Here is a 13,707-nt window from a genome sequence, read left to right on the forward strand (position 1 = left end):
TGTGATGCTGAGCCTGATCGGAATCACTGCCACGCTGTGGCTGGCCGTCACCGGCAAGCTGGAGCTCTACATTCACCCGCGCTATGTTCCGTTCACCGTGGCCATGGCCCTGATCGCGGCCACGGTGTCGGTTGCCGGCTTTGTCCTGACCCCTCCCGAGCACAACGGGCATCCGGAGGAGGCGCCGAAGCCCGGCCGGCTGCGGGCCGCCGGCAGCCTCCTCACGGTGACCGCCGCCGTCGTCGGCCTGTTGTTCCTTCCCCCGGCAGCGCTCTCGGCCGATGCCGCCAACCAGCGGGATCTGAACGTCTCCGGCACGCTGAGCCGGCACCAAACCAACGAACTTCTCGACAAAGCGCCCGGCGGCTTCAGTGTCCGGGACTGGGCTTCACTGCTCCGCTACAGTCCCGGTGAGGAATACTTCGCGGGGAAAGTGCCCACGGTCACCGGCTTCATCACCGCCGATCGGCAGGACCCGGCTGACGTTTTCTATGTGACCCGCTTTGTGGTCAGCTGCTGCACCGTGGATGCTCAGCCAGTTGGCGTCCCCGTCCGCAAACCCGGCTGGCAGAAGGAATACAAATCCGGGGCCTGGGTCACTGCGACCGGCGGATTCGGCCGGAATCCGGACCAGGACAGCGCCAGTCCCATCCTCATGACGGACGCGCAGGTCACTCCCGCCGCCGAACCGGAACGCCCTTACCTTCATTAGGGCGGCACTCCATTGAAGGAGCACACGGACGACGGCGGGGCGCGCCACTGTGCTGAGCCCACCACCGTCGTCGGGCAGGCGCCGCCGTCCGCCACTCCCCCTCCGTTATACACGATTGCCTGAATACAGGCTTCGATGTACTTTAGGTGAATGGAAACCCTCACCCACGCCCCGGTGCTTGCGCGCTTCGGGTACGCGGTCTCAGATCCGACCCGTGCCCGGATCCTGCTGGCCCTTACTGATGCCCCCTCGTATCCATCAGACCTGGCGGAGTCGCTGGGCGTGTCCCGGCAGAGCATGTCCAATCATCTGACCTGCCTGCGCGGCTGCGGCCTGGTGGTTGCCGTACCGGACGGCCGCCGCAGCCGGTATGAGCTCGCCGATGCCCGGCTGGGCCATGCGATCGGGGATCTGCTGGCCGTGGTCCTGGCCGTGGACCCGGAATGCTGCGCACCCGACGGGACCTGTCTGACATGACGGCAAGCATCCAGACTGCGCCGTCCGTTTCCAGCCGGGCCGTACTGTCCCGGCGCATCCGCCTGTTCGCCGCGGCCACCATCACCTACAACGTGATCGAGGCCGCCGCGGCACTTTGGGCCGGGGGCGAGGCCGATTCATCCGCGCTGATCGGCTTCGGGCTGGATTCGGTGATCGAAGTAGCATCCGCTCTTGCCCTGTCCTGGCAATTCTCCGCCAAGGACCCCGAACGGCGGGAGCAGCTGACCCTGCGGATCATTGCCATATCCTTCTTTGCCCTGGCCGCTTTTGTCGCCGTGGATGCGGTCCGCTCGCTGGTCGGCGCCGGCGACCCCCGGCATTCCCCCATCGGGATTGTCATCGCGGCCCTGAGCCTGGCCATCATGCCGGTACTGTCCTGGCTGCAGCGCAGGGCCGGACGGGAACTGGGTTCACGAACCGCGGTGGCCGATTCAAAACAGACCCTGCTGTGCACGTACCTCTCAGCGGTCCTGCTGGCCGGCCTGCTGCTGAACAGCACCCTGGGTTGGTGGTGGGCCGACGCCGGCGCTGCCCTCGTGATTGCAGCAATCGCAGTGCGCGAAGGCATCAACGCCTGGCGCGGCGAGGCCTGCTGCACAGTCCCCCACGCCGCTGAGCCCGACGAATTGGAAACGGGCGGCTGCTGCACTGACTGCTGACTGCTGACCCTGAGGCCCCCCCATGAGAGGGGTCCGGGGCGGACAGGATCGCCGCAATAGAAGGCAGAGACGAGCCGCCCGGTCCACGGTGCCGTTAAGACCGCGTCAAGATTCCGTACGGACGTATTAAGGATTCGTCAGGAACGCGTTGCCGCCAGTTTGCCGGGGGTTGACTGGGATCAGCCCTACACGGGGTGCGTTCGAAAGGAACCTGCAATGGCCGACGCGGCTGTACTTGGAATTCTCATGGTGTCCATGGGATTCGTGATGTGGATCGGCCATCTTCTGGCCGGAGTGGTCAGCGGTGCAAGTGATGGCGGTGAAGACGGACTATGAGTCTGGACGCGATCATTTGGCTGGCGCTGGCCGTTGCTGGCGTGTGCCTGTCCGGCTACCTGTTGGCGGCCCTGATCCACCCCGAAAAGTGGTGACCGGGACATGACATTCAACACCGCATCATTCCTGATCCAGGTCTCGGCGCTGCTGCTGGCCCTGGCCGCTTTGCATAAGCCGCTCGGCGTCTACCTTGCCCGCGTGTTTGAAGGCACCACCTCCACCAGGCCGGAGCGGCTGTTCTACCGATTCGCCGGCGTCGACGCCGGCACGGAACAGACCTGGGCCGTCTACCTCCGCAGCGTCCTGGCGTTCTCCGCGGTGTCCATCCTGGTGGTGTTCCTGCTCCAGCGGCTCCAAGGCGTGCTTCCCGGCAGCGGAGCACTCACGGGGGTGGACCCCTGGGTTGCCATGAATACGGCCATCTCCTTTGTCACCAACACCAACTGGCAGACCTACGTGCCCGAGACTACCGTTGGGATCTTTGTCCAGATGGCCCTGCTCGCGGTCCAGAATTTTCTGTCCGCGGCGGTCGGCATCGTCGTCGCTGTCGCGCTGATCCGTGGCATCGCCCGGACGAAGACCGACAGGCTGGGGAACTTCTGGGTGGACCTGGCCCGGACAACGTTCCGCGTCCTGTTGCCGATGGCCGTGGTCGCGGCAGTTGTGATGGTCGTTGGTGGCGTAGTGCAGAACTTCTCGCCCACCGATGTCATCAACCATGCAACCGGCACCTCTCAGAGCATTCCGGGCGGTCCGGTGGCCTCCCAGGAAGCGATCAAAATCCTGGGCACCAACGGAGGCGGCTATTTCAACGCCAACTCCGCCCACCCGTTTGAGAACCCCAATGTCTTCATCAGCCTGTTCCAGGTGTTCCTGCTGCTGCTGATTCCCTCTGCCCTCCCCTACGCGTTCGGCCGGATGGTGGGCGACCAGAAGCAGGGCTACACCGTGGCCGCCGTGATGGGAACACTCTGGCTGACCTCCGTTTCCCTGACAGGGTGGGCCGTCGCAGCCGGACAGGGAACCGCGACGGCGGCTGCCGGCGGACTCGGCGAAGGGTTCGAGCAGCGCTTCGGCGCGGCTCCGAGCGCCATCTTCGCCGCCTCCACAACGCTGACCTCCACGGGCGCCGTCAATGTTGCCCACGATTCGCTGCCGCCGCTGGCGGGCGGGGTCACCATGGTGAACATGATGCTCGGTGAAGTGGCCCCCGGCGGAACCGGTTCCGGGCTGTACGGGATGCTGATCCTGTCCATCATCTCCGTCTTCATCGCCGGGCTCATGGTGGGCCGGACACCCGAGTACCTGGGCAAGAAAATCGGCCCACGCCAGATGAAGCTCTCCGCCATGTACATCCTGGTCACCCCTATCCTGGTGCTGACCCTGGCCGGCATCACCGTCCTGCTGCCGGACGTGATGACCAACGTGCCGGCGTCCGGGCCGCACCAGTTCAGCGAACTGCTCTACGCCTTCACCTCCGGGGCGAACAACAACGGCTCCGCGTTCGGCGGGATCACCAGCTCGGGACCCTACCTCTCCGCCATGCTCGGCATCGCCATGCTGCTGGGGCGGTTCCTGCCGATCGTCCTGGTTCTGGCTTTGGCCGGATCGCTCGCCCGGCAAGGCAAAATCCCCGCATCCGCCGGGACGGTGCCTACCCACGGGCCCCTGTTCGGCGCCCTGTTGCTGGGCGTGACCGTCATCCTCACAGCCCTCAGCTATTTTCCTGCCCTTGCCCTGGGCCCCCTCGCAGAAGGACTCCTCCAATGACCCGCACCCAGACGGGCCTCGCCACCGTCCCCGAAACCCTGGCCGACGGCAACCCGCTCGGCACCCCAGGCGACCACAAACACCACACCAAGGCCCCGGCGAAGCTGACCGCCGCCAGCGTGGCGGCAGCCCTTCCGGTGGCCATCAGCAAACTTGCGCCACGCCAGATGATTCATTCACCGGTCATGTTCACCGTGCTGGTGGGCGCAGGCCTGTGCACGGCCATCTGCGTGGTCCGTCCGTCCGTGTTCAGCATCGCGGTAACGGCCTGGCTGTGGCTGACCGTCCTGTTCGGCACACTTTCCGAAGCCATCGCCGAGGGCCGGGGCAAGGCCCAGGCCGACAGCCTCCGGGCCAGCCGGCAGGGCGTCCACGCGAAGCTCCGGCTCCCCGACGGCGGCACCAAACAGGTCCCCGGCACGGAACTGCGCCTCAACGACGTCGTCATCTGTGAGGCCGGGGACGTGATCCCGTCCGACGGCGAGATCATCGAGGGCCTGGCCAGCGTTGACGAATCAACCATCACTGGCGAATCCGCACCGGTCATCCGCGAATCCGGCGGAGACCGCTCCTCGGTCACCGGCGGCACCAAGGTCCTCTCAGACCGCATCGTGGTCCGCATCACCGCTGAACCCGGGCAGACCTTCATCGACCGGATGATCAAACTCGTCGAAGGCGCCGTGCGGCAGAAGACCCCTAACGAGATTGCCCTGCACGTCCTGCTCGTCTCCCTGACCATCGTGTTCCTGGTGGTCACGATGTCCCTGGCACCGTTCGCGTCCCTCGCGGGGGCAACACCGTCGCCCATCGTGCTCGTGGCGCTGCTCGTGTGCCTGATCCCCACCACCATCGGCGCCTTGGTCCCGGCCATCGGCATCGCCGGGATGGACCGCCTCGTCCAGCACAACGTCCTGGCCACCTCCGGCCGGGCCGTCGAAACAGCAGGTGACATCACCACACTGCTGCTGGACAAGACCGGAACCATTACCTACGGCAACCGCCGCGCCGTCAACTTCTTCCCCGCCAACACCGTCGGCATGACCGAACTCATTGAAGCGGCCCGGCTCTCCAGCCTCGCAGACGAAACCCCCGAAGGGCGGTCAGTGGTGGACCTCGCGGCCGAGAAGGGCGTCAGCGGGCCCGAACTGGCGGAGCTCGGCCGCGGCCCGGAACAGCTCACCGTGGTCGAATTCAGCGCCGGCACCCGCATGAGCGGCCTGGATCTGGACGGCCGCCAGGTCCGCAAGGGCGCGGCAGCCGCCGTAGCCGCGTTTGTTGCAGATCTCGGCGGCCACACCCCGGCCGAGGTGAACCACCGGGTGCAGGAAATCTCGGCCCAGGGCGGCACCCCGCTGCTGGTTGCCACAGCAACCATGGACGGCGCCCGGGTCCTGGGCACCATCCACCTCGCCGACGTCGTCAAACCAGGCATGCAGGCCCGCTTCGCCGAGCTGCGGAAAATGGGCATCCGCACGGTGATGGTCACCGGCGATAACCCCGTGACCGCGAAGGCCATCGCTGCCGAGGCCGGCGTTGATGACTTCCTCGCCGAGGCCACCCCCGAGGACAAGCTCGCCGTCATCAAAAAGGAGCAGGCCGCCGGACGCCTCGTGGCCATGACCGGGGACGGCACCAATGACGCCCCCGCACTGGCCGCCGCGGACGTCGGCGTCGCGATGAACTCCGGCACCCCGGCAGCCAAAGAGGCAGCCAACATGGTGGACCTGGACTCGGACCCGACGAAGCTCATCAACATCGTGGGCATCGGCAAGCAGCTGCTGATCACCCGGGGCGCCCTCACCACGTTCTCCATCGCCAACGACGTCGCGAAGTACTTCGCGATCGTCCCTGCCCTGTTCACCGCGACGTATCCCGGCCTGGGGCTGCTGAACATCATGGGGCTCACCAGCCCCGCCTCCGCCATCCTGTCCGCCGTCATCTTCAACGCCCTGATCATCATCGCCCTGATTCCCCTGGCGCTGCGCGGCGTGAAATACCGGGCGGTGTCCGCCAACCAGGCGCTCGGCCGGAACCTGCTCGTCTACGGTCTCGGCGGGCTCATCGCACCGTTCATCGGCATCAAAATCATTGACCTGATCATCTCCCTCATCCCCGGCATCGGCTAGGAATATCCCATGAACACGCTCACCGGCTACCTCCGCCAGGCCGGAACCGCCGCCAGGTTCCTGCTCCTTGCAACCGTGATCCTCGGGCTGGCCTACCCGCTTGCCGTCTTCGGCATCGGACAACTGGTGGCCCCGTACCAGGCCAACGGCTCCATCATGAAGGACGACGGCGGTGCTGCCGCGGCGTCGGCGCTGATCGTCCAGGCAGCAGCCAACGAGGAAGGGGTCCAGGACCCGGCGTGGTTCCACGCCCGGCCCTCGACGGTCAGCTGGGACCCGGCGTCGTCGTCGGCCAGCAACCTCGGCCCCAACGACCCCAAACTCCTTGACGCTGTTACGGCCGCCCGGAGTGCCGTCGCAGCGGCCGAAGGGGTCAGCGAAGCCGACGTTCCCGCCGACGCCGTGACTGCCTCCGGGTCCGGGCTGGACCCGGGCATCTCCCCGGCCTACGCCAGGCTCCAGGTGGCGAGGGTGGCGGCAGCGCACGGGCTCAGTGTCGATGCCGTCCAGGACCTCGTGGACCGGAACACCACCGGCGGCCTCGAAGCGTTCCTGGGCCAGCCGTCCGTCAATGTCACCGCCCTGAACCTGGCTCTTGCTGCCGCCGCGCCCGGACAGGCGTCACGGCAATGACCGGCCCTCTCGCAGTGGAAGAATGACGGCATGGCACGTGGAACGCTGCGTATCTTCCTCGGGGCCGCACCCGGAGTCGGCAAAACGTACGAAATGCTCGAGGAAGCCCACCGCCTTGGCACCCGCGGCGAGGACGTCGTCGTCGCGTTCGCGCTGGACCACGGCCGTGCCGAGACGCGGGCCCTCCTGGACGGGCTCGAGATCATCCCGCCGCGGCGCCTCGCGTACCGGGGCACCGAGTTCGACGAGATGGACCTCGACGCCGTGCTCCACCGTGCACCGGCGACCGCCATCGTGGACGAGTACGCGCACTCAAACATTCCCGGCAGCCGGCACGCCAAACGCTGGGAGGACATCGACGAACTGCTCGCCGCCGGCATCAATGTCCTCTCCACTATCAACATCCAGCACCTGGCATCCCTGGGGGACGTCGTCAGCGCCGTCACCGAGGTGCGGCAGGCCGAAACTGTGCCCGACGACGTCGTACGCCGGGCCGACCAGATCCACCTCGTCGACATTTCCCCGGAACTCCTGCGCCAACGCCTGAGCGATGGAAAAATCTACACCCGGGACAAGATCGACGCCGCCCTCTCGAACTACTTCCGTCTCGGCAACCTGACGGCTCTGCGCGAACTGGCGCTCCTCTGGCTCGCGGACCGGGTGGATGAAGGCCTGGCCAGGTACCGGGCAGAGAACGACATCCAGGCAACCTGGCCGGCCCGCGAGCGCATCGTCATCGGCCTGACCGGCGGCCCTGAAGGCGAAATCTTGATCCGCCGCGGCGCCAGGATCCTCAACCGCGTCAGCGGCGGCGACCTGCTCGCGGTCCATGTCCGCGCCGCCGATGGTGTTGCCGGCGAATCACCACAGGCGCTGGAAGCCCAGCGCCGCCTGATCCAGGACCTGGGTGGCAGCTACCACCTCGTTGCAGGCGAAAACCCGGCCACCGCGCTGCTGGACTTTGCCCGGAGCGTCAACGCCACCCAGATCGTGGTCGGCATCTCGCGCCGTGGAAAGCTCGCAGGACTGCTCGGCGCACTCCTCGGCGGCGGCATCGGCACCAGGGTGGTCCGGGACTCGGGCGATATCGACGTCCACATGGTCTCGCACCCTCTCGGGGGTGGCGGCGCCGGATCCCGCCGGCAACGGGATCTCGGCCGGATCCGCGTTGGAGCCGGCTTCGTCCTCGCTATCCTGCTGCCCGTGCTTCTCCAGTTTCTGCTCGCCCTGAATCCGGACCAGAGCGTCGCCACAGCGGTGCTGGTCCAGCTCGCCGGATCGGTCACCGTGGCGCTGGTGGGCGGATTCTGGCCTGCCATCCTCGCTGCGCTCTGGAGCAGCCTCCTGGTCAACTACTTCTCCACCCCGCCGGTGGGCACCCTGACCATCAACGACCCCCAGAATGTGCTCGCCCTCCTGGTGTTTGTCGGCGTTTCTGCCGCCGTCGCCGTGGTGGTGGACCTCTCTGCCCGCCGCTCCAAAGAGGCCGCCCGGGCCCGCGCGGAAGCGACCACCCTTTCAGACCTCACCCGCGGTGCGGCCAGCTCCGAGGACACCGTCCAGGACCTGCTGCAGCAGGCACTTGCCGTCTTCAACGTCCGTGGCGCGGCGCTCTACGGCCTGTCCGAAACCGGCGACGGCGGCCACCGGGCAATCTGGACACCTACCGCCAGTGCCGGCGAACTCCCCGACGCCGGCACAGCCAACCAGCCGGCGCCGGACCAGCCGGACTTCCCCACGGAAAATACCGAACAGATCGACGCGGCCACCCGGATGGTACTTTTCGGGCGGGCGCTTCCGGCCAGCGACCGGCGGCTGCTCGGCGCGTTCGGGGTTCACCTCGCCGCCCAGCTTGAGAGGCAGCAACTGGCCGCCAGCCGCCGCGAGGTGCTCCGCCTCGCTGAAGGCAACACGATGCGCACGTCAATCCTGCGAGCCGTCTCCCACGACCTCCGCACACCACTGGCCAGCATCAAACTCGCCGTCGGGAGCCTCCTCCAAAAGGACGTGCAGTACGGCCCCGAACTTGCCCACGAACTGCTCCTGGCCATCGACGAATCCTCGGACCGGCTGGACCTGCTCGTGGGGAACCTGCTCGACATGTCCCGGATCACCACCGACGCGGCCAAGCCACTGCTGCAACCGGTGCGCTGGAACGACGTCATCCCGGCCGCCCTCCACGGCATCCCCGCCGGGAGCGCGCGTCTGGACCTGCCACCGAACATGCCTGAAATCGAGGCGGACCCGGGCATGCTCGAGCGCGTCATCGCCAACATCGTCGAAAACGCCGTCAAGTATGCGCCCGAATCCGATCTTGTCCTGGTCGGAACAGCCGGCGGACTGAGCACTGAAACGCTGGCAGGCCAGCCCGCAGGTGAACTGCGCATCATCGATCACGGCCGGGGCGTACCGGCGGAAAACGTCGTTGAAATGTTCCGGCCCTTCCAACGGCTCACCGATGTTCCACAAACCACGGGTGTTGGCTTGGGCCTGGCCGTCGCGAAAGGGTTCACCGAGGCAATGGGTGGCACACTGACAGCAGAAGAAACCCCGGGAGGAGGACTCACCATGGTCATCCGGCTGCCACTGTCCACGGGCGCCCGCGCCCACTACACAACAGCCCAAGCGCCAGTGAAGCCCCAGTCCCTGCTCTCCGGATGGACATCGCGCCATCAGCCCTCCACCCAGGAAAAACCATGACTTCCATCCTCGTAGTCGACGATGACCCGCACCTCCTCAAAGTGCTCAACATCGCCCTCCAGGCCAACGGCTACGCCGTCGTTACGGCTACAGACGGCCACTCGGCCCTGCTCTCCGCCACACAACATGCCCTGGCCCTCATTGTGCTGGATCTCGGCCTGCCCGATATCGACGGCATAGCCGTCATCAAGCAACTACGGACCTGGAACGAGGTCCCCATCCTGGTCCTCTCGGCCCGCCATACCTCGGACGACAAAGTCGAGGCCCTGGACGCCGGTGCCGACGACTACCTCACCAAACCCTTCGGCCCCGAGGAACTCCTCGCCCGTCTCCGCGCCCTGCTCCGCCGGACCCCCGACCACAAAACACCCAACCCCGTGATCACCACCGACAACTTCTCAGTGGACCTGGCCAAACACCGCGTCATCCGCGACGGCGCCGATGTCCGGCTGACTCCCATCGAGTGGAACATCCTGGAGATCCTGGTCAGAAACCCCGAGAAACTCGTCACCCAGCGCCAGCTCCTCACCGAGGTCTGGGGACCCGCGTACGCCAAAGACGCAAACTACCTCCGCGTCTACATGGCCCAGCTGCGCCGCAAGCTCGAGCCCGATACCGGAAACCCCCGGCATCTCCTCACCGAAGCAGGCATCGGTTACAGATTCCAGCCCTGACGCGGTCCGCCGGGTAACACCAGCGCCGGCGGCGTTAAGGATGCGTTAAGATCCCGGGTTTGCCCGCTGCGGGCACCTGGCGCGGTGCTACGCTCCGTTGGTTATTCACCCCAATCCCGCCTGCTCGGGGTACAGAAAGTAACCCGTTGACTGCATCCACCCGCTTCTCCATTCCCGCCAGCGTTCCGAACCCGGAACGCGACGGGGGACCCGGAAACGGGCTCACCCGGTGGCTGCTGGAACACACGGTCCACCAGCCGGTGGGCCCGGAGACTGCCGAGGACCACGCCCCCACCCAGAGCTGGTGGAAGGTCATGTGCCTGACCGGCGTGGACTACTTTTCCACTCTCTCCTACCTGCCCGGCATCGCCGCCCTCGCCGCCGGGGCGCTCTCCCCGCTGGCCACCCTGCTGATCGTTGGCCTGACGCTGCTGGGCATGCTTCCGATGTACCGGCGGGTGGCCCACGAAAGCCCCCACGGACAGGGATCGGTGGCGATGCTGGAAAAGCTCCTGCCGTTCTGGCGCGGGAAAATCTTTGTGCTCGTCCTGCTCGGCTTCGTCGCCACCTCCTGGATCATCACCATCACCCTCTCCGCGGCCGACGCCACCGTCCACATGCTTGAGAACCCCTACCTGCCGCCCTTCCTGGACGGCCAGGCCGTCGCCATCACCGTGGTGCTCCTGCTCATTCTCGGCGGGGTGTTCCTGCTCGGTTTCTCCGAGGCGGTGGCCGTGGCCATCCCCCTGGTGGGCATCTTCCTCGTGCTCAACACCGTGATCATCGGAGCAGGAATTTACGACGCCGTCACGCAGCCGGGTGCCATGGCCGACTGGACGGCGGCGCTCACCTCCTCCGGGACAGGTTTCGGGGACATCGCAGGACCGGCCCTGCTCGCCTTCCCGCTGCTGGTCCTGGGTTTGTCCGGCTTTGAGACCGGCGTCAGCATGATGCCGCTGGTCGCAGCCAACGGCGCCACCGCCGAGGAACGGCTCGCCGCGCGCGTCCGAAATACCCGCAAGCTCCTCACCACAGCTGCCCTGATCATGAGCGTGTACCTCCTGGGCAGCAGTTTCGTCACCACTGTGCTGATCCCTGCCGAGGCCTTCCAGGCAGGTGGCGAGGCCAACGGGCGTGCCCTGGCCTACCTGGCCCACGAGCTGCTGGGCAACGGCTTCGGCTCTGTCTACGATGTCAGCAGCATCCTGATCCTGTGGTTCGCCGGCGCGTCCGCCATGGCCGGCCTGATCAACATCGTTCCCCGCTACCTTCCGTCCTACGGCATGGCCCCGGACTGGTCCCGGGCCGTCCGCCCGGTGGTTCTGGTGTACACCGCCATCAGCATCCTGATCACCATCGGTTTCAACGCAGACGTCAACGCCCAGGCCGGTGCGTACGCCACGGGCATCCTGGCCATGATGGTTTCCGGCGCCGTCGCGGTCAGCATCTCCGCCGCCCGCAGCAAGCGGCGGGGCGCCGCCGTCGGCTTCACCATCCTGACCCTGATCCTGCTGTACGCGCTGGGGGCCAACGTCATCGCCAAGCCGGACGGCATCGCAATCTCCGGCTTCTTCATCCTGGGCATCATCGCTGTTTCGCTCGTCTCCCGGGTCAGCCGCACCACCGAACTCCGGGTCCACAAGATCGAGTTCGACGACGAAGCCCGCCGCTTCATCACCGACACCCTCGACTATGACGGCCGGATCAACCTGATCGCGAACCGTCCGCAGGCCCGTGACGCCGCCGAATACCGTGAGAAGGAAGCCCAGCAGCGGGAGAACAACCCCGTGCCCGGAACCGCCGACGTGATCTTCCTGGAAATCGAAGTCACCGACCCCTCGGGCTTCAGCGACGTCCTCGAAGTGCGCGGCATCGAAGTGGACGGGCACCGCGTCCTCCGTGCCGACAGCCCGGCCGCTCCCAACGCCATAGCCGCCATCCTGCTGGCTCTCCGCGACGCCACCGGCGTCCGGCCCCACGCCTACTTTGAATGGGCTGAAGGCAATCCCCTGGCGCACCTCATGCGCTACCTCCTGCTGGGCCGGGGAGACACCGCCCCCGTGGTCCGCGAAATCATCAGGGAAAATGAGCCGGATCCCGCCCGCCGTCCCGGCATCCACGTAGGTTAGGACATGTCCCTGAGCAGGTTCCGGAATGGCGCGCCGGCGCCACTACTGCGGAACAAGCGGCTCCCCGATAAGGGGCACGACAACCCTGTACGGCGGGCCCTCCTGCACCCGGTCCGTTCGGTACCCCTGGCGTTCCTGGCGGTCATCATCCTCGGAGCATCCCTGCTGATGCTGCCCGCCGCCCGGACCGGCAGCGACCCCGGAGCCGACCCCCTGATGGCCGCGCTGTTCACCTCCGTCTCGGCCGTCTGCGTGACGGGGCTGACCACCGTGGACACGGCCACGTACTGGACGCCGTTCGGGCAGACCGTGATCCTGGGACTGATCCAGGTGGGCGGATTCGGCATCATGACGCTGGCCACACTGCTGGCTCTCCTGGTCCGGAAAAGCATCGGCCTGCGCGGGCAGCTGGTGGCGCAGTCAGAAACCCACACACTCAATCTGGGCGACGTCAGCGCCGTGCTGCTCCGCGTGGCGAGACTCATGCTCGGCATAGAGGCCGCCACCGCCGCGGTGCTGACCGGGCGCTTCTGGCTGGCCTACGACCAGAACCCGGCCACCGCGCTGTGGCACGGCGTGTTTCACGCCGTCTCGTCCTTCAACAACGCCGGCTTCGCGCTCTACAGCGACAACCTCATCGGCTTCGCAGAAGACCCCTGGATCATCGTCCCCATCTGCCTGGCGATCATCGCCGGCGGCCTCGGGTTCCCGGTGATCATCCAGCTGCTCCGGGGGAACGTCAAAGCCAGCAACTGGAGCGTCCACCTGCGCCTGACCATCTACGGCACGGTGCTGCTGCTCGTCCTTGGCATCACGCTGTTCGCCGCCTTCGAATGGAACCGGGACGAAACACTCGGTGGCCTGTCCCTGACCGGGAAGCTGCTGGGCTCCCTGGCCGGAAGCGTCTTCCCCCGTACTGCCGGCTTCAACAGCATCGACTACGGCGCGGCCGCACCGGAGACCCTCATGGTCACCAACATCCTGATGTTCATCGGCGGCGGCAGCGCCGGCACTGCCGGCGGCATCAAGATCACCACGTTCCTAGTGCTGGGTTTCTCCATCTGGAACGAGATCCGCGGCCGCGACGAGGTGACCATCGCCCACCGGTCCATCAGCGCCTCTTCACAGCGCCAGGCCCTGTCCGTGGCGCTACTGGGTGTTGCCGCGGTGGTGGGTGGCACTCTGGCATTGCTGATGGTGACCGATTACAGCCTGGAAAAGGTGCTCTTCGAATCAATCTCCGCGTTCGCCACCGTGGGGATGAGCACCGGCATCACCTACAACCTCCCGCCGTCGGCCGAATGGGTGCTCATGGCCCTCATGTTCCTCGGCAGAATCGGCACCGTGACGGTCGCGTCCGCTCTCGCCCTGTCCTCCCGTCCCCGCCTCTACAGCCTGCCGGAGGAACGCCCCATCATTGGCTAGCGCCGTCGTCGTCGTCTGACGTTCTGAAAAGTACGACGGCGGTGC

11 protein-coding genes are annotated in these 13,707 nt (G+C 66.6%); all 11 read left to right on the plus strand.

The genetic code is table 11. The features are described 5' to 3' along the window. Window positions 1-4: 4 nt before the first annotated feature. The 11 genes from ACZY0Q_RS07850 to ACZY0Q_RS07900 all read left to right on the plus strand — a co-directional run bounded on the left by ACZY0Q_RS07850 (window position 5) and on the right by ACZY0Q_RS07900 (window position 13,662). Window positions 5-712 (plus strand): TIGR03943 family putative permease subunit, encoded by a 708-nt coding sequence (locus tag ACZY0Q_RS07850; protein WP_463915672.1) that lies wholly within the window; start codon window positions 5-7, stop codon window positions 710-712. A gap of 150 nt (window positions 713-862) precedes the next feature. Continuing rightward, window positions 863-1,189 carry an ArsR/SmtB family transcription factor gene (locus tag ACZY0Q_RS07855; protein WP_463915674.1) on the plus strand — a complete coding sequence of 109 codons (327 nt, stop codon included), beginning with the start codon at window positions 863-865 and terminating at the stop codon, window positions 1,187-1,189. Further along, window positions 1,186-1,869, plus strand: coding sequence for a cation efflux transmembrane domain-containing protein (locus ACZY0Q_RS07860; protein WP_463916282.1), 684 nt, complete (start codon window positions 1,186-1,188; stop codon window positions 1,867-1,869). The genes ACZY0Q_RS07855 and ACZY0Q_RS07860 overlap by 4 nt, the downstream gene beginning before the upstream one ends. Window positions 1,870-2,201: 332 nt before the next feature. Then, the gene (locus ACZY0Q_RS07865) at window positions 2,202-2,300 is read left to right on the plus strand and encodes a potassium-transporting ATPase subunit F (protein ID WP_131135243.1); all 99 of its coding nucleotides are present in this window, start codon (window positions 2,202-2,204) and stop codon (window positions 2,298-2,300) included. 7 nt (window positions 2,301-2,307) lie between these two features. After that, the gene (kdpA, locus tag ACZY0Q_RS07870; RefSeq protein ID WP_463915675.1) at window positions 2,308-3,975 is read left to right on the plus strand and encodes a potassium-transporting ATPase subunit KdpA; all 1,668 of its coding nucleotides are present in this window, start codon (window positions 2,308-2,310) and stop codon (window positions 3,973-3,975) included. After that, window positions 3,972-6,101: a potassium-transporting ATPase subunit KdpB gene (gene kdpB, locus ACZY0Q_RS07875; protein ID WP_463915677.1), complete on the plus strand. Its 2,130-nt coding sequence runs from the start codon at window positions 3,972-3,974 to the stop codon at window positions 6,099-6,101. Before kdpA ends, kdpB begins: the two co-directional genes overlap by 4 nt. Window positions 6,102-6,110: 9 nt before the next feature. After that, window positions 6,111-6,734, plus strand: coding sequence for a K(+)-transporting ATPase subunit C (gene kdpC / locus ACZY0Q_RS07880; protein WP_463915679.1), 624 nt, complete (start codon window positions 6,111-6,113; stop codon window positions 6,732-6,734). 30 nt (window positions 6,735-6,764) lie between these two features. After that, complete coding sequence (locus tag ACZY0Q_RS07885) at window positions 6,765-9,434, plus strand: DUF4118 domain-containing protein (protein WP_463915681.1); 2,670 nt, start codon at window positions 6,765-6,767, stop codon at window positions 9,432-9,434. Next, window positions 9,431-10,108 (plus strand): response regulator, encoded by a 678-nt coding sequence (locus ACZY0Q_RS07890; protein ID WP_463915682.1) that lies wholly within the window; start codon window positions 9,431-9,433, stop codon window positions 10,106-10,108. Before ACZY0Q_RS07885 ends, ACZY0Q_RS07890 begins: the two co-directional genes overlap by 4 nt. Window positions 10,109-10,254: 146 nt before the next feature. Next, window positions 10,255-12,237 carry an APC family permease gene (locus ACZY0Q_RS07895; protein WP_463915684.1) on the plus strand — a complete coding sequence of 661 codons (1,983 nt, stop codon included), beginning with the start codon at window positions 10,255-10,257 and terminating at the stop codon, window positions 12,235-12,237. Window positions 12,238-12,240: 3 nt separating this feature from the next. Continuing rightward, window positions 12,241-13,662 (plus strand): TrkH family potassium uptake protein, encoded by a 1,422-nt coding sequence (locus ACZY0Q_RS07900; protein ID WP_463915685.1) that lies wholly within the window; start codon window positions 12,241-12,243, stop codon window positions 13,660-13,662. Window positions 13,663-13,707 lie beyond the last annotated feature (45 nt).

The sequence above is a fragment of the Pseudarthrobacter lactosi genome (genome assembly GCF_055412785.1).